This is a genomic window from Salinifilum aidingensis (assembly GCF_054782015.1).
The window spans coordinates 68,161-84,996 of sequence record NZ_BAAGTH010000016.1 but is presented as its reverse complement, the minus strand read 5'-3'; the positions used below and the strand labels follow the sequence as shown (position 1 = coordinate 84,996).

The 16,836-nt window shown below is 72.3% G+C and carries 12 protein-coding genes; 6 read left to right on the top strand and 6 right to left on the bottom strand.

Translation table 11 applies throughout. The features are described from left to right. Positions 1–17: 17 nt before the first annotated feature. Both ACYVJE_RS19695 and ACYVJE_RS19690 read right to left on the bottom strand, forming a co-directional pair. Positions 18–1,625: an APC family permease gene (locus tag ACYVJE_RS19695; protein ID WP_461145610.1), complete on the bottom strand. Its 1,608-nt coding sequence runs from the start codon at positions 1,623–1,625 to the stop codon at positions 18–20. A gap of 287 nt (positions 1,626–1,912) precedes the next feature. After that, positions 1,913–3,409, bottom strand: a complete 1,497-nt coding sequence (locus ACYVJE_RS19690) for an aldehyde dehydrogenase family protein (protein WP_459159205.1) — start codon at positions 3,407–3,409, stop codon at positions 1,913–1,915. Between the two features lie 333 nt (positions 3,410–3,742). Here ACYVJE_RS19690 and ACYVJE_RS19685 point away from each other — a divergent pair, with 333 nt between their 5' ends. Together ACYVJE_RS19685 and ACYVJE_RS19680 are read left to right on the top strand one after the other, a co-directional pair. Continuing rightward, a complete protein-coding gene (locus tag ACYVJE_RS19685) occupies positions 3,743–4,372 on the top strand; it encodes a TetR/AcrR family transcriptional regulator (protein WP_461145609.1) in 630 nt (209 codons plus the stop codon). Positions 4,373–4,731: 359 nt separating this feature from the next. After that, a complete protein-coding gene (locus ACYVJE_RS19680) occupies positions 4,732–5,778 on the top strand; it encodes a cellulose-binding protein (protein ID WP_461145608.1) in 1,047 nt (348 codons plus the stop codon). 92 nt (positions 5,779–5,870) lie between these two features. On the opposite strand, the gene ACYVJE_RS19675 is transcribed toward ACYVJE_RS19680, so the two are convergent. Beyond that, entirely contained in the window at positions 5,871–6,995 is a 1,125-nt protein-coding gene (locus ACYVJE_RS19675) for an acyltransferase family protein (RefSeq protein ID WP_461145607.1), read from the bottom strand. 250 nt (positions 6,996–7,245) lie between these two features. Continuing rightward, positions 7,246–9,606, bottom strand: a complete 2,361-nt coding sequence (locus ACYVJE_RS19670; protein ID WP_461145606.1) for a Tex family protein — start codon at positions 9,604–9,606, stop codon at positions 7,246–7,248. Between the two features lie 571 nt (positions 9,607–10,177). Between ACYVJE_RS19670 and ACYVJE_RS19665 the strand changes: the two genes are divergently transcribed. From ACYVJE_RS19665 to ACYVJE_RS19650, 4 genes are all read left to right on the top strand, one after another. Further along, the gene (locus tag ACYVJE_RS19665) at positions 10,178–11,206 is read left to right on the top strand and encodes a GH25 family lysozyme (protein ID WP_461145605.1); all 1,029 of its coding nucleotides are present in this window, start codon (positions 10,178–10,180) and stop codon (positions 11,204–11,206) included. Between the two features lie 257 nt (positions 11,207–11,463). Beyond that, entirely contained in the window at positions 11,464–12,726 is a 1,263-nt protein-coding gene (locus ACYVJE_RS19660) for a glycosyltransferase family 4 protein (protein WP_461145604.1), read from the top strand. Beyond that, complete coding sequence (locus tag ACYVJE_RS19655) at positions 12,720–13,448, top strand: class I SAM-dependent methyltransferase (RefSeq protein ID WP_459159212.1); 729 nt, start codon at positions 12,720–12,722, stop codon at positions 13,446–13,448. The genes ACYVJE_RS19660 and ACYVJE_RS19655 overlap by 7 nt, the downstream gene beginning before the upstream one ends. A gap of 10 nt (positions 13,449–13,458) precedes the next feature. After that, positions 13,459–14,499 (top strand): prenyltransferase, encoded by a 1,041-nt coding sequence (locus ACYVJE_RS19650; protein WP_461145603.1) that lies wholly within the window; start codon positions 13,459–13,461, stop codon positions 14,497–14,499. A 160-nt stretch (positions 14,500–14,659) separates the two neighbouring features. Here ACYVJE_RS19650 and ACYVJE_RS19645 read toward each other — a convergent pair whose 3' ends face one another. Then, positions 14,660–15,334, bottom strand: a complete 675-nt coding sequence (locus tag ACYVJE_RS19645; RefSeq protein WP_461145602.1) for a class I SAM-dependent methyltransferase — start codon at positions 15,332–15,334, stop codon at positions 14,660–14,662. Positions 15,335–15,467: 133 nt separating this feature from the next. Continuing rightward, positions 15,468–16,724 carry a tRNA uracil 4-sulfurtransferase ThiI gene (thiI, locus tag ACYVJE_RS19640; RefSeq protein WP_461145601.1) on the bottom strand — a complete coding sequence of 419 codons (1,257 nt, stop codon included), beginning with the start codon at positions 16,722–16,724 and terminating at the stop codon, positions 15,468–15,470. Positions 16,725–16,836 lie beyond the last annotated feature (112 nt).

The following is a 16,836-nucleotide window of genomic DNA, read 5'->3' as shown; positions in this document are numbered from 1 at the left end:
GTGTTCTCCGTTTCTGGTCAGGAAACAGGGGTGCTCGTCGCGTGTTCCCGCGGTGCGGGTTCCGAGCTGCTGCCGGTCTCGGCACTGCTCCCGGCCCCGGCGGTGCCGGCCTCGGCGGTGTCGGCGGCGGAGGCGTGTTCGCTCAGCACGCCGATCTTGCGGCGCTGCACGAACCAGTAGTAGGCGAATCCGCCCGCGCCCACGAGTCCGATGAACAGCAGCGAGCTGTACTGCAGGTACCAGTGGTACGGCGGGTCGGCGTTGTACACCGCCCGGCGCGGCCAGGCCAGGTTGGTCGTCATGGCCAGGCCCCACAGCACGGCCAGGATGTTGATCGGCAGGCCGAACCTGCCCAGGCTGAAGCGGCCCCGCTGCTCGGCCGAGGACCACGTGCCGCGCAGCCGTGCCACGAGCATCGGCACGGTCACCAGCAGGTAGGAGATGTAGATCAGGATGATCGCCAGGCTGGTGACCGCGGTGAAGATCTGCGGCTGGTTGATGTTGACCAGCAGCAGCGCCAACGCCAGCGCGCCGATGACGACGGCGGGCACGACCGGGGTCTGGAACCGCGGGCTCACCCGGGCCAGTTTCGAGCCCGCGGGCAGCGCGTTGTCCCGGGCCATGGCGAAGGCGATGCGGATCGCCGCCGTGTGCACCGCGAGCACGCACACCGTGATCGCCACGAAGATCGACAGCAGGAACAGCCGGCCGACGACCGGGCCGAGCGAGTCGTTGAGGACGAACTGCAGACCGCCGTTGAGCAGCGCCGGTGCGCTCAGGTCCCGCGCGGCCATGAGGCCGAACAGGATGATCAGCCCGCCGAGCAGGAACGAGGCGAGCAACGCCCGCAGGATCGCCCGCGGGGCGTTGCGGTGCGGGTCCACCGACTCCTCACCGAGCGAGGCGGCCGTGTCGAAGCCGTACATCACGTACGAGGAGGCGATGCCGGCCACGAGGAACGCGCCGAGGTAGCCGGCCGGGTTGTCCGCACCGCTGTCGTTCGTCTGCAGCACCACGGAGGGACTGTGCACCGCGACGGCGGCCAGTGCCACGATCAGCAGCACCGCGGCGGCCAGCTCGATGAACACGCCGATGCTGTTGATCCGCGCCATCAGCTTGACGCCGAAGGCGTTGACCAGCGTGGTGAACACGATGAGCGCCGTGGCCAGCAGGATCCCGTTGACGGCGTGCTCAGCGGGGGTGGAGCCGTCGCCGACGACCTGGAAACCGCTCCAGATCTGCGGCAGCGTGTTCTGGTAGGCCAGTGCGGTCGCCGCGATGGACACGACGGAAGCGACCAGCATCATCCATCCCGCGAGCCAGCCGACGTGCTGGCCGCCGAGTTTCTTGGCCCAGTTGTAGATGGATCCGGCGATCGGGTAGCGGGAGGCCAACTCGGCGAAACTCAACGCCACGAGCAACTGCCCGAGGAAGACCATCGGCCAGGACCACCAGTAGGCGGGCCCGCCGTGGGACAGTCCGAAGTAGGACAGTTGGAAGGTGCCGGTGAGCACCGAGATGTAGCTGATTCCCGCGGCGAACGTGCTGAATCCGCCGAGAGTTCTTTTTAACTTGTTGGTGTATCCGAACTCGGATAGCTCGGTATCGCCCGTGGGCGCACTCATGCCCCGACAACTCCTTTCCCGCCCGCGCCTCGCAAAAAGGGCCCGGGCCGGGTGGTTTCGTGCGCTTCGTTGCGGCGTTCCGGTTTTTCCGCGGACCACCGCCGGGCGGACACACGCGCCCCCGTGCGTGAATGCGGGGGAATCGCGGCGCACGGCGCTGTACTGCCGCGTGCGCGGCTCTCCGCCCGGCGCGGCCGGCGATGTGCTGCGCGGTCGCCCACCGGCAGCGGCGCGGCTGCTGGCAGCCGGAGCCGGACCACCGGCGGGCGGACGCGCTCTGCAGGGGGCTATTCCCCGGTGAACAGCCAGTTCAGCGGCTGCGGCTGCAGGTTCTGGTAGACGTGCTTGGTTTCCTGGTACTCGCCGAGTCCGGCGCGGCCGAGTTCACGCCCCACACCGGACTGCTTCATGCCACCCCATTCCGCCTGCGGCAGGTACGGGTGGAAGTCGTTGATCCAGATGGTGCCGTGCCGCATCCGGTTGGCGACCCGCTGCGCCTTCGCCGGGTCGGAGGTGAACACCGCGCCGGCGAGGCCGTAGTGCGTGTCGTTGGCGATGCGGACCGCATCGTCCTCGTCGGTGAACCGCTCGACGGTGAGCACCGGGCCGAACGACTCCTCGGTCACCGCGTACGAGCCCTGCTGGACCTCGTCGAGCACGGTGGGCAGGTAGTAGTGACCGGAGGCGTAGCGCTCGCCCTCCGGGCGGGCACCGCCGGTGCGCAGGACAGCTCCCTCACCGAGGGACTTGGACACGTAGTCCTCGACCTTGCGCAGCTGCTCCGCGGAGATCAGCGGGCCGGTCTCGGCGTCCTCGTCGAACGGGCCACCGATGCGGATGCGCTGCGCGCGGCGCACGATCTCGTCGACGAGCGCGTCGTGCAGCTCGTCCTGCACGACCAGCCGGGCACCGGCCGAGCACACCTGCCCGGAGTGCAGGAAGATCGCGAGCATGGCGTAGTCGACCGCGGTGTCGAAGTCGGCGTCGGCGAAGACGACGTTGGGGTTCTTGCCGCCGAGTTCGAGCGCGACCTTCTTCACCGTGCCGGCCGCCGCGGCGGCGATCTTCCGGCCGGTGTGCAGCCCGCCGGTGAACGACACCAGGTCCACGTCGGCGTGCTCGGACAGCACCGAACCGGCCTCGGCGCCCGTGCCCAGCACGAGGTTGCCCACACCTGCCGGCAGGCCGGCCTCGGTGAGCGCGCGCACGAGCAGCACGGCGGTGCTCGGGGTGAGCTCGCTCGGCTTGAGCACGAAGGTGTTGCCCGCGGCCAGCGCGGGGGCGACCTTCCACGCGACCTGCAGCAGCGGGTAGTTCCACGGCGTGATCAGGCCGCACACGCCGACCGGTTCGTGCTGCACCCTGCTGATGGCGTCGGCGGAGCCGGTGTCGACGACCCGCCCGGCCTCGGTACCGGCGATCTTGCCGTAGTACCGGAAGCACGCGGCGATGTCGGCCATGTCGATGCGGCTCTCCTCGAGCCGCTTGCCGGTGTCGCGCGACTCGGCGATCGCGAACTCCTCGGTGTCGCGCACCAGGATGTCGCTGACCCTCAGCAGCAGGTCACCGCGTTCCCACGCGGGGGTGCGGGGCCAGTCGCCGGTGTCGAAGGCGCGTCGCGCGGCGGCGATCGCGCGTTCCGCGTCGGTGCGGTCGGCCTCGTCCACGGTGGTGACGAGACCGCCGTCGGCGGGGCACCGGATCTCCCGGCTACCGCCTTGCGCGGCGTTCGTCCACACGCCGTCGATGAACAGCGTGGCGTTCGTGTTTTCCGCTTGCGACATGCGTGATTTCCCGTAGTCGTTGTTCGCGCCGCGGTTGCCGTGCGCGTCGAGTTCGGCGTCTGCAATCGAACGGGACTGAGCCTAGCAGCGTGTGTGTACAGATGTACATGACGCTGTTCGGGGACCTTGCGAACGATCGCGAGAAGCGCGTCCGCGCGGCGTAGAATGACGCCGTTGAACTGCGGAGATGCGGTGCTCGTGAGTTGGATCGCATCGCCGCCCCCGCCGCGTGTGGCAGGCTGGGCGGACGCTGATCAAACACCCGCCGGGCGTCGAGCTGCCGGTGGGCGCGAAGGGCTGTGGCAGCCGACACGAGGGGTGGTGTCGAACGGGATGTCGATCACGGGAACCGCCGAGACCACCGGTGCGGCCAAGCGGCGCGCGAAGGATCCGGACCGGCGCGAGCGCATCGCGCGCGCCGCGATCGCCGTCGTGGCCGAGCGGGGCGTGGAGAAGCTCACGCACCGGGCGGTCGCCGCGCAGGCGAACGTGCCCCTGGGGTCGACGACCTACTACTTCTCCACGCTCGACGACCTCCTCGCCGAAGCGCTGCGGCAGGCGGCCGCCGACGACGTCGTGCAGCTGCGCGAGTGGGCGCGGACGCGGCAGCCGCAGCAGGACCTGGCCGAAGCGCTGACCGAGCTCGTCCTGCACTACCTCGGGCCGGAGCGCACCCGTACCGCCGTGGAGCACGAGCTCTACATCGCGGCGCTGCACCGGCCCGCGCTGCGGCACGTGAGCCAGGAGTGGGACTCGACGCTGGCCGAGCTGTTCGCCGGCTACACCGACCCGACCACGGGCCGCGCCCTGTCGGTCGCGTTCTGCGGTCTGCTGCTGCAGGGTATCGTGCGGGAGACGCTGCCGGAGCGCGCCGACATCCTCACGACCTTCCAGCGGATCCTCCGCCCCGGAGGAGCGGGGGAGGCGCCTGCCGGCTCCGCCGGCGCGGTCCGTTCGGTCTGAGGGACTCCGCGCCCGAGGTGCGGTCCGGGGAGCACTGCCTCGGTGGGCCCCTGCGGCGCCGCAGGCGCCCGGGTGCGGAGGAGGCCGGGCGGTGGCGTCGCGCCGGCGCCCGGGTTGCAGGTTGATGCACATCGCATCACGACTGTTGATATCGGCTAACGCCCGCTCGGAGAATCGATCAACAGAGTGACCCGCCGCGCCAATGGCTCGACTGATCGGGTGGCGCTGGTGCGCGTGTTATCCGGTTCAGTCGCCCGGAGTGATTCGTTCACGCCGGTCCGTGGCGTAGAACGGAATGTGCCGCCGGGTGCGGCTTCGCTCGAAGCGCAATGACAGCCCGTCCCGAGCGAGGTGAGACCGTGGGCCAGCAAGAGGATCGCGAACTCGTGCCGCTGCAAGCGGATTTCGACACCGTCTGGTGGGGATACCGGCGTTCCCAGGTCAAGTTCTACATCCAGCAAGCCGAGAACGAGATCCGGATGCTCGCCGAGGACCGGGACTCGGCGCTGGGCCAGGTCGCCGACCTGTCGCAGCAGTTGGAGCAGGCACGTGCCGACATCGACTCCCTGCAGCGGCAGCTCGACGAGCAGGCCCGGACGCCGGTCGACGAGACCGCCCTGTCCGACCGGCTGCGCCGGATGGTCCGACTGGCCAAGGACGAGGCCGAGGAGATCACCGCCTCCGCCCGCGCCGCGGCCGAGCACGAGTGGGCCCGCTCGGAGCAGTCCGCCGCGGAATTACGCAACCGCTACGAGCAGCTCGTCACCGAGGCCGACGAGTGGCGGCGGCAGTCGGAGCAGCAGCGCACCGAGATGCTGCAGCGGACCCGCGAGGAAGTGCAGCGCATGGCCGACGAGGCCGAGCAGCACCGGCGCCGGCTCGACGCCGAGGCCGAACAGCGGCGCAGTCAGGTCGAGCACGACTTCGAGGTCTCCATGGCCGCCCGCCGCGACGAGGAGATGCGCGCGCTGGACGAGCGGGAACGCACCAGCCGTGCCGAGGCGGAGCGCCTGGTGCGCGAGGCCACGGACGAGGCGCAGCGCCGCATCCGCCGCGCCGACGAGTACGCGGACACGATGCTGCGGTTGCGCCGCGACCTCGGCGAGCAGGTCCGCGCGGCCCAGGCCGTGCTCGACAGCGCGGAACCGTTCCTCGCCGCGACGGAGAGCGGAGCCGAGTGCGAGCAGGCCGACAACTACGTGCAGCACGTCGCCGCGGGCCGGAAGGTGCCCTCCGAGCGGGTGCGCGTGCCGCGGCAGCGCGAGGCCGAGCCGTCGCTGGAACCGGGATCAGGTGCCGAGTCCGGCCGGCACGTCGAGACCTCCCCGGAGGCCGACGCCGAGCAGGAGGAGGCTGCCGGGGACCCCGCGGCGGAGGCCGAAGCTCCCGCCCGCTCGCCCGGCTGAGCACGGCCCGGCGGGGTGCCGCACGCCGCCCGCTGCGCGGTGCCGGCCCGCGAGCCGGCACCGCGCAGCGGGCGGTCAGGGGCAGCGCGCGCTCAGGGGAGGACCGGTGCCCGCCCGCGGCGCTGGGCCCACCGGTCGTAGCCGCGCATGAGCGTGCGGTGGATCGGCCGCTCGACGACGTGCGTCAGCGCCCACCCGAGCAGCACGCCGGTGATCAGCATCGCCAGCGTCTGCGTCGTCGGCCCGAACCCGGCGTCCTGGAGCTTGCGGGAGACGACGTAGCCGAGGGTCTGGTGCATGAGGAACACGCCGTAGGAGATGCCGGCGAACCAGGTGAACCGGCGCCCCAGCCAGTCGGGGACGAACCGGTTCCAGTCCGGGCCGTTGGCGGTCGCCGCGATCACGACCAGCCCGATGCACACCGCGATCGTCGAGCCCCAGTCGGCTTCGAGCGAACCGTCCGGCATCACCGCGTGGTTGTGCAGGGCCTGGGCGAACATGCACGAGGCCAGCAGCGCGGTGAAGTGCCGGTTCCCGATGCGCCGCTGCGACCACAGCCAGATCGCGATGCCGGCGACGAACAGGTGCCAGCGGTGCGCGCCGAGGCCGTCGACGAGCACCCGGTACACCTCCGGCGGACCGGACACGCGCAGCGGCCACTGCGCGATCGGGAGGAAGACCAGAACCCACAGCAGCCCGACGACGGCACGTCCGTGCCCGAGGCGCGCCCGGTACAGCACCGCCGCCGCGGTGAAGCCCATGAGCTGCAGCGGAACGGTCCAGTGCGAGCCGTCGAGGAAGAACACGTCGTCGTCCCAGTGCCACAGCATGAGCAGGTTCTCGACGAGGTGCTGCGGTCCGGGGAAGAACCACCCCTCGATCGGCACCAGGCGCATGACGAAGTAGATGACGAGCACCGCGCCGACGAACGGCGGGAACAGCCGCGCCACCCGGTTCCACCAGTACCGGGAGACCGCTCCGCGGCCGATCGTCACGCACGCGAAGTAGGCGGAGATCACCAGCAGCATGCTGGCCCCCACCTGGAACGGGAACTCGAAGGTGCGGGGCGCCAGTTCGGGGTGCAGCTGAACGCTCAGGTGGGTGCCGTGGTAGAGCATCACCAGCGTCACGCACGCGGTGCGCACCACGTCCCAGCTGATCTTTCGTGTGCTCTTGCCCGAGGACGTGCGGGTGTTCAGAGTGGTCTGCTCGGACACGCGAAGTACGTTACCAACCCCGGCTTTGTCGGCTTCATGCACTCTGGGGGGCTGCTGGGAACTCGCTGGGAGTTCCGTCGCTGACGCCGCCCAGCTGACGCCATCGCGTTCCCCCGTGGATTCCGCGGCAGTGCCGGTGCTCTCGCCGCGCGGGGACCGGCGCGGGCGGCGCCGGTGCAACGGGTCCAGCGGGAGCGCGGCCACCGGCCCGCGCTGCAGGGGCCGGTGGCCGCGCTCCGTCGTCGTGCGCTCACCCGGAGAAGCCGGCGCGCCGCAGCGCGTCGGCCAACGCGCCGCTCGGCGCGTCCTGCTGCTGACGACCGCCGCGGGGGCGCTTGCCGCCGCCCTTGCCGCCGCCGCTCTTGCCGCCGTTGTCCTTGCCCTTGCCGCCGGACGGGCGGCCGCCGCCCGCGGACTCGCGCTTGCCCTGCGCACGACCGGGCTCGTCGTCGAGCCGCAGCGTCAGCGAGATGCGCTTGCGCTCCTCGTCCACGTCGAGCACCTTCACCCGGACCACGTCACCGGGTTTGGCGACGTCGCGGGGATCGCTGACGTAGTTCTTCGACATCGCCGAGACGTGCACCAAGCCGTCCTGGTGCACCCCGACGTCGACGAACGCGCCGAACGCGGCGACGTTGGTGACCACGCCTTCCAGCTGCATCCCGGAGCGCAGGTCCGCCAGGGTTTCCACGCCTTCGGCGAAGTTCGCGGTGCGGAACTCGCCGCGCGGATCCCGCCCGGGTTTCTCCAGTTCGGACAGGATGTCGGTCACCGTGGGCAGGCCGACGGCGTCGTCGACGAAGTCCTGCGGGCGCAGCTGGTGCAGCAGCGCTTCGTTGCCGACGAGCGTGCTCAGGTCGCTGCTGGTGCTCTCGGCGATGCGCCGCACCACCGGGTAGGACTCGGGGTGCACGGCCGAGGAGTCCAGCGGGTTCTCGCCGTCCGGGACGCGGAGGAACCCGGCGCACTGCTCGAAGGCCTTCGGGCCGAGCCGGGTGACCTCCTTGAGCGCCTCGCGGTCGTGGAACGCGCCGTGGTCGTCGCGGTGGCGGACGATGTTGTCGGCCAGCCCCGCCCCGATGCCGGACACGCGGGCGAGCAGCGGCACCGACGCGGTGTTCACGTCGACACCGACCGCGTTCACGCAGTCCTCGACGACCGCGTCGAGCGAGCGGGAGAGCTTCGCCTCGGACATGTCGTGCTGGTACTGGCCGACGCCGATCGACTTCGGGTCGATCTTGACCAGCTCGGCCAGCGGGTCCTGCAGCCGCCGCGCGATGGACACGGCGCCGCGCAGCGACACGTCCAGGTCCGGGAGCTCCCGGGCGGCGTACTCGGAAGCCGAGTACACCGACGCACCGGCCTCCGAGACGGTCAGCTTCGTCAGCCCGAGGTCCGGGTGGGCCTTGATGATCTCGTCCGCGAGCCGTTCGGTCTCGCGGGAGGCGGTGCCGTTGCCGATCGCGACGAGCCCGGCCCCGTGCTCGCGCGCCAGCCCGGCCAGCCGCTCGCGCGCGGCGTCCCAGCGCTGCTGCGGTTTGTGCGGGTGGATCGTGTCGGTGGCGACGAGCTTGCCGGTGCCGTCGACGACGGCGACCTTGACGCCGGTGCGGTACCCCGGGTCGAGGCCGATCGTCGGCCGGGTCCCGGCGGGGGCGGCCAGCAGCAGGTCGCGCAGGTTCGCGGCGAACACCCGCACGGCCTCGTCCTCGGCCTGCTGCCGCAGCCGCGCGCGCAGGTCCACCGACAGGCGGGTGAACACGCGGGTGCGCCAGGCCCACCGGACCACCCCGCCGAGCCACTCGTCGGCCGGGCGGCCCTCGTCGGCGATCCCGACGTGCGCGGCGATGATCCGCTGGTAGTCCGCGCCCGTGGCTTCCGCGTCGGAGTCGGCCTCGAGGGTGAGCTCGAGCACCTCCTCCTTCTCCCCGCGGAACAGCGCGAGCACGCGGTGCGCTGGCAGCGCGGTGAAGGCCTCGTCGAACTCGAAGTAGTCGGAGTACTTGGCGCCTTCCTCCTGCTTGCCCTCGCGCACGCGGGAGACGAGGCGGCCGCGCTGCCACATCCGCTCGCGCAGCTCGCCGACGAGGTCGGCGTCCTCGGCGAAGCGCTCCACCAGGATCGCGCGGGCACCGGTCAGCGCCGCATCGGCATCGGCCACCCCGTTGTCGGGGTCGACGTACTCGGCGGCGGTGGTGTCCGGGTCGAGCGCCGGGTCGGTCAGCAACCGGTCCGCGAGCGGCTCCAGGCCGGACTCGATCGCGATCTGCGCCTTCGTGCGGCGCTTGGGTTTGAACGGGAGGTAGATGTCCTCCAGGCGGGCCTTGGTCTCGGCGGCCCGGATGCGCGCTTCGAGCTCTTCGTCGAGCTTGCCCTGGGAGCGGACGGACTCCAGGACGGCCTCGCGGCGCTGCTCGAGCTCCCGCAGGTACTGCAGCCGCTCCTCGAGCGTGCGCAGCTGGGTGTCGTCGAGCCCGCCGGTGACCTCCTTGCGGTAGCGAGCCACGAACGGCACGGTGGCGCCGTCGTCGAGCAGGTCGACCACGGCTTCGACCTGGCGCTGCTGGACTCCGAGTTCCTCGGCGATCTTCTGGTGAACGGCTGTGGTCACGATGCCTCGCTGCCTGCTTCCTACGCTGTGCTTTCGCGATCTCCGCTGACTCCGCTCGCATTGTGCCGGAACGCTCCGCGCGGCTCGCGCGCCAGTCGCGGCGGCGTGTCGGGCGGGGCTGGTGCGGCCCGCCAGCGGGACGGGGTGCTCCCGGCGCTGCGGGCGTCCCGTAGGGTGCGCGTCCAGTGCGCCGCGGGGCCGTGCGGAGCGCACCTGCGAGCGGTCGGGAGGGGCTGCTCCCGGTGCTCGGCGGAGCCGGGGAGGGGCGGCTGGCACGCAGCGGTCCGGGATGCGAGGTTTTCCCGGAGATTCGCCACGATGCGTGTTTGCAGCTGCACGCAAGTACACCCCGAGGGGTCAATCTAGGTACCGAACCCCGTAGAAACCGTGATGCACGGCTACGCTCCGCGCTGGAGTGTGGGGTCTCGTGACACACGAAGACCCCGACGCAACACGATCCCCCGATTCAGACGTCAACGGTGCCCCATCGGACCCGAACGATGGGGCACGCGGCCAGTGGTCCACGGTCCGCTCGGCCGCGCACTCGGTCGACACGACGCTGCGCTCCGGCGTGGATCGCGTGCGACCGGCGGTGCACCGCGCGGTCGCCGCCGTCCTGCCGACGCTCCGGCGCGGATGGGAGGCCCCGGCCGTGCAGCGCTTCCGGGAGAGGGTGGCGCTGCTGTTCAGCCGGCTGTCGGCCAACCTGCCCGGCGGTGAGGGCGTGCCGACACGCGCCCGGGCCATGCAGGCCGGAGGTGCCGTGGCCGCGGTCGGCCTCGTCGGCATCGTCATCGCCAGCCTCGCCGGGCCCGGCACGCAGCAGCGCGACGTGCAGGAAGCGGCCCAGACCGGCGAGATGTCGCCCGGGACGGCCGAGCGGATGATGGCCAAGGCCGAGGACTCCCCGCAGCAGCAGGCAGGCGGGCAGCAGGCCGAGGAGCAGGAGGCCCCCGCTCCGGTCGGGCCGCCGGTGGAGGGCATCGACGTGTCCAACCACAACGGCTCCATCGACTGGAAGCAGGTCGCCGGATCCGGCAAGAAGTTCACGTTCGTGCTGGCCACGGATGGAACGAGCTTCACCAGCCCGACGTACTCGCAGCAGTACCACGGCGCCAAGGACGCCGGGATGATCGCCGGCGCCTACCACTTCGCCCGCCCCGGCTCCTCCGGTCCGGAGGAGCAGGCCAACCGCTTCCTCGACGTGGCCGACTACCAGCAGGACGGCAAGTCGCTGCCGCCCGTGCTGGACCTGGAGGTCGACCCGAACAGCGGCGGTTGCTACGGCAAGTCCGTCGACCAGATGCACCAGTGGGTGGACGGCTTCAACAACACCGTCAAGGAACGCACAGGCGAAAAACCGATCATCTACGCCAACCCGTCGTTCTGGCAGCAGTGCATGGGCGGCACGGACAGCTACAACGACCACCCGCTGTGGCTCGCCGCCTACGAGGTCGACCAGCCCTCGGTGCCCGCCGGCTTCGACAACTGGGACTTCTGGCAGTACACGGACGAGGGCGCGGTGCCCGGCATCAGCGGCAACACCGACATCAACCTGTTCCGCGAGGGCCAGGCCCGGCTGGAGCAGCTGGCCCGCTGATCCGGGGCTCCGCCCCGAGCAGTGCGACAACGCCGCAGCCCCCGGCGCGGGGTGCGGCACCCCTCCGGCACGTGGGCCGTCCGCGCACGCGGGCGGCCCACGTGCCTGTCCGGGGCGAGCGGGGGTTGCGGTGTCGTGGTGGACACCACCTGACGGGATCGCCGCTCACCGGGTCGGGTTAAGGTGATCGCTCAGGCCCGGCCGGAACGACCCGGTTCCAGATCCGGTCGGGGGCGACCGGCCTGCGAGGTGAACCCGTGCGAATCGCGCTGCTGTCCTACCGCAGCAAGCCGCACAGCGGCGGCCAAGGTGTGTACGTGCGCCATCTCAGCCGGGGTTTGGCCGAGCTCGGCCACCACGTGGAGGTCTTCTCCGGGCAGCCCTACCCGGAGCTGGACCCGGAGGTGCGGCTCACCCGCGTGCCCAGCCTGGACCTGTACCGCGATCCCGACCCCTTCCGCACGCCCCACTGGCGCGAGTTCCGGGACTGGGTCGACCTGCTCGAGCTCGGCACCATGTGGACCGCGGGGTTCCCCGAGCCGCTGACGTTCACCCTGCGCGCGGCCGAGGAACTGCGCGCCCGCGCGCACGAGTTCGACGTGGTGCACGACAACCAGAGCCTCGGCTACGGCCTGCTCCGCCTGCCCGCGGCGGGGCTGCCGGTGACGGCGACCATCCACCACCCGATCACGCACGACCGCCGCGTCGACCTCGCGAACGCGCGGGGGCGGCGGCGGATCACCCTCCGCCGCTGGTACGGCTTCCTGCGGATGCAGGCCCGCGTGGCCCGGCGCATCCCGCACCTGATGACCGTGTCCGAGTCCTCCGCCGCCGACATCCGGCGCGACTTCGGCGTGCGCCGCGACCAGCTCAACGTCGTCCCCCTCGGCGTGGACCCGGCGGTGTTCCACCCGCCGCGAGCCCCGCGCGTTCCCGGCCGGATCGTCGCCATGGCCAGCGCCGACACCCCCATGAAAGGCGTGGGCACGCTGCTGGAGGCCGTCGCGAAGCTGCGCACCGAACGCGACGTGGAACTGGTGCTCGTCTCCCAACCGATCCCCGGCGGGCCCACCGAGCGCCGCATCGAGGACCTCGCCATCGGCGACGTGGTGCGCACCGCGAGCGGGCTCAGCGACGACGGGATCGCCGAACTGCTCGGTTCGGCCGAGGTGGCCTGCGTCCCCTCGCTGTACGAGGGCTTCTCGCTGCCCACGGTGGAGGCCATGGCCTGCGGCACCCCGCTGGTGGCCAGCCGCGCCGGCGCCATCCCGGAGGTCGCGGGCGAGCACGGCGAAACCGTGGAACTCGTCCGCCCCGGCGACGCCGAGGAGCTCGCGGCGGCGCTGGGCGCGGTGCTGGACTCCCCGGACTACCGGCACCGGCTCGGCGAGGCCGGCCGGCGCCGGGTGGTGGAGCGCTACAGCTGGACTTCCGTGGCCGCCGCCACGGTCGACTGCTACGCGGAAGCGATCGAGCGAACGCGCCGGCAGGCGGCGCGGAAGGGAGCGACCCGGTGCTGACGGTGGACTTCGACAAGCTCGGCGTGGCACCGGGCATGCGCGCACTCGACCTGGGGTGCGGCGCCGGGCGGCACGCCTTCGAGCTGTACCGCCGCGGGGCGGAGGTCGTCGCCTTCGACCACGACGCCGCCGAACTGGAGAACGTGGCGACGATGTTCGCCGCGATGGAGGCGGGGGACGAGGTCCCCGCCGCGGCCAGCGCCACCACGGTCGCCGGGGACGCGCTGTCGCTGCCGTTCCCCGACGAGCACTTCGACCGGGTCATCGCCTCGGAGATCCTGGAGCACCTGCCCGAGGACGAGAAGGCGATGCACGAGCTGGTCCGCGTGGTCAAGCCCGGCGGGCGGGTCGTCGTCACCGTGCCGCGTTGGTTCCCCGAACGCGTGTGCTGGGCCTTCTCCGACGAGTACCACCAGGTCGAAGGCGGGCACGTGCGCATCTACCGCACCGAGGAGCTGCAGGCCAAACTCCGCGAGGCGGGGCTGCGGCCGGCGTTCCACCACCACGCGCACGCGCTGCACTCGCCGTACTGGTGGCTGAAGTGCGCGGTGGGGCCGGACGACGACGAGCACCCGGCCGTGCGGGCGTACCACCGGATGCTCGTGTGGGACCTGATGCGGCGCCCGCGGGTCACGCGCGCGGCCGAACGGCTGCTCGACCCGGTGCTCGGCAAGAGCGTGGTCGCCTACTTCGGCAAACCGGGGGCGCCCGGTGCCGCCTGAGGTCCCGGTGGTGCCCGGCACCATCACCGCCGAGCAGGTGCGCCGCACCGCGCGCACGATCGGCATGGTGCAGCTCGACTCCGGGGCGATCCCCTGGTATCCGGGCGGGCACGTGGACCCGTGGGACCACGTGGAAGCCGCGATGGGACTGGCAGCGGCGGGCGAGCGGGACCGCGCCGCCCGCGCCTACCGGTGGTTGCGCGCGACGCAGCGCCCCGACGGGTCCTGGCCGCTGCGCGTGCGCGCCGGACGCGTCGAGGACGCCGCCGCGGACACGAACTTCTGCGCCTACCCCGTGGTCGGCGTGTGGCACCACGTGCTGCTGACCGGGGACGCGGACTTCGCCGCCGAGATGTGGCCCGCGGTGCGCGCGGCCGTCGAGTTCGTCCTCGGCGCCCAGCGCGAGCGCGGGCAGATCAGCTGGGCGGTGGACCCGCGCGGTGTCCCGCTCGACGAGGCATTGCTGTCCGGCTGTTCCAGCATCCACCACAGCCTGCGGTGCGCGCTCGCCCTGGCCGAGCACGTGGGCAGTCCGCAGCCGCACTGGCGGGAGGCGGCCGACCGGCTGGGCGCGGTGGTGCGCGCGGAACCGGGCGCGTTCGCGCCGAAGCCCCGCTATTCGATGGACTGGTACTACCCGGTTCTTGGCGGGGCGGTGCGCGGCACCGCGGCGGCGGCGCTGCTGCGCTCCCGCTGGGACGAGTTCGTCGTGGACGGTCTGGGCGTGCGGTGCGTCACCGACCATCCGTGGGTCACCGGAGCCGAGACCTGCGAGCTCGTGCTGAGCCTGGACGCGCTCGGGGAGAGCGCGTGGGCGCACAAGCTGTTCGCCGCGATGCAGCACCTGCGCGACGAGGACGGGTCGTACTGGACCGGCCACGTCTTCGCCGACGGCAAGCGGTGGCCGTGGGAGCGGACCACGTGGACGTCGGCCGCGGTGATCCTCGCCGCCGACGCGCTGTCGCGCACCACGCCGGCGAACGGGATCTTCCGCGATGGCACCGCAGCGGCGCGCCCGGTGCGCGCGCGGGTCGCCGCGGTGGCGGGGTGACGGAGCCGCCCGGTCCGCGCGTCCGCGCAGCGCTGGGTTCCGGCACGGGGAGTCCGCTGCGGACGTTCTCGTCCGGGCGCTCGCGCTGTGCGGGTTCCTCCCGACTGGCCCCGGCCGCCCGCCTGCGCCGGCCACTCCGCGGAGTCCCTTGCGCGGACGGTCATGCGGTGTCGATGCGGGCGCCCGCTTCGCCCGCGACGCGTTCCAGCACCCGCAGCGAACCCGTCACCGAAACCTCCCGGAACTGCCCGGAGTCCACCGCGCGCCGGTACACGTGGTAGGGGGCCTGCCCCCCGTCGCGGGGATCGGGGAAGACGTCGTGGATGACGAGCGCGCCACCGGGCACGACCCAGTGCGCCCAGCCGTCGAAGTCGGTCCGCGCGGCCTGCTCGGTGTGCCCGCCGTCGAGGAACAGCAGGCCCAGCGGGGTGTTCCAGCGGGCCGCCATGCCGGCCGAGTCGCCGACGACGGCCAGCACGTGCTCCTCCAGGCCCGCGGTGGCCACGGTGCGGCGGAACGCGCCGAGCGTGTCCAGCCGGCCCACTTCCGGATCGACCAGGTCCGGGTCGTGGTACTCCCAGCCGGGCTGGTGCTCCTCCGAGCCCCTGTGGTGGTCCACCGTGACGACGACGCCGCCGGTGTGCCGCGCGGCGGCGGCCAGGTACAGCGTGGACTTGCCGCAGTAGGTGCCGATCTCCACCGCCGTGCCCGCGCCGAGATGTCCGATCGCCGCCCGGTGCAGCGCGAGCCCCTCGTCGACCGGCATGAAGCCGGGGGTGCTCTCGGCGCGGGCGAGCAGTTCGGCGGGCATGCTCTCCGGGGCCGTGGTGGACACGCGACCTCCTGGCGCTCTCGGTGGCGTTCGCGCCGAGCCTACGGCACGCCGCGCGCGGCGTGCGGCGGGACGAGCGCCGCCGCGACCGGGCGGCCGGGAGGGTGCGGGCGGCGCCCCGCCGGCACCGCGCCGGTCAGACCGTGGCGGCCGGGGCCCGGTCGGCCGCGGCACCGTCGGCCTCGCAGCTGGCGCTCGCGGCGCGCTCGCCCTCGACCTCCAGCACCTGGATGTTCTCCAGGACCTCCTCGATCAGGTCGTCGAACCCGACGCGGTTCTCGACCTTGTTCAACTGGGTGTCCTGGCTGTGCGTGGCCACATTCGGCGGCATGATCAGGCTGCAGCAGTCCTCGTCCGGCAGCTTGGAGATGTCGGCCGTGCCGATGCTCGCGGCCTCACCCATGATCTCCTGCTTGTCCCAGGCCAGCAGCGGCCGCATCACCGGCAGGCCCGCCGCCTGCTCGGTGGTGGCCATGTTGCTCAGCGTCTGGCTGGATACCTGACCGAGGCTGTCGCCGGTCACCAGGGCTTCGCCGCCGAGCCGCTGCGCCAGCGCGGTGCCCACGCGCACGATGAGCCGCCGCTGGGCCACGATCTGCAGCTCCCCGGCGCCGGCGGTGGCCAGCGCGCGCTGCGCCTTGCCGATCGGCACCACGTGCAGGCGCGAACCGCCCTGGAACCGGTTGAGCTGCCGCACCAGCGCGTAGGCCTTGTACGTCGACGACGGTCCCGTGTACGGGGCGCCGGTGAAGTGCAGGAAGTCGCAGCGCAGCCCGCGTCGCATCATCCGGTACGCCGCGACCGGCGAGTCGTACCCGCCCGACAGCAGCGACAGGGCCCTGCCGCTGGAGCCCACCGGCAGGCCGCCCTGGCCGCGCAGGTGCTGGACGGACACGAACGTCTCGCGCCAGTCCACCTCGACGGTGATCTCGGTGTCCGGGTTGTCCAGGTTCACCGGCCAGCCCAGCTCGTCGACCACGCGCTGGCCCAAGTAGGCGGCCATCTCCGAGGACGACATGCGGAAGTTCTTGTCCCGTCGGCGGGCCCGCACGGCGAACGTGCGCGGTGCCGCGCCCAGCTGCTGCCGCAGCAGCTCGAGCGTGGACTGCGCGGTCGCCTCCGGGTCCTTCGACGTGCGCACCCCGGGCTGCACGACGCTGATGCCGACCACTTCCCGGGCGCGCTCGACCAGCGCGGCCTGCCGCTGCGGGTCCTGCGCGTTCGGGGAGGTCACCACCAGCACCCCCGCGCGCCGTTCCACGCGGGCTCGGGGGTCGACCTCGCCGAGCGCCCCCTCCAGGTTCCGCAGCAGGTGCCGCTCGAAGACGCCGCGGTTGCGGCCCTTGATCGCGAGCTCTCCGTGCTTGAGCAGCACACACGGCTGCGCGGGCATGCACTCCACCTCTCTGGACACGCGGTAGGTCCGACGTCCGGGCGGCAGCACGCCCGCCGTGCGCGACGTCGGCAGGACCCTTCGAGGATACGGCCTCACCGCCGGGTGGTTG

Bases quoted from the DNA above. Each gene is read 5' to 3' on its own strand.
- ACYVJE_RS19695 (WP_461145610.1), bottom strand. From the start codon at position 1,625: ATGAGTGCGCCCACGGGCGATACCGAGCTATCCGAGTTCGGATACACC.
- ACYVJE_RS19690 (WP_459159205.1), bottom strand. From the start codon at position 3,409: ATGTCGCAAGCGGAAAACACGAACGCCACGCTGTTCATCGACGGCGTG.
- ACYVJE_RS19685 (WP_461145609.1), top strand. From the start codon at position 3,743: ATGTCGATCACGGGAACCGCCGAGACCACCGGTGCGGCCAAGCGGCGC.
- thiI (WP_461145601.1), bottom strand. From the start codon at position 16,724: ATGCCCGCGCAGCCGTGTGTGCTGCTCAAGCACGGAGAGCTCGCGATC.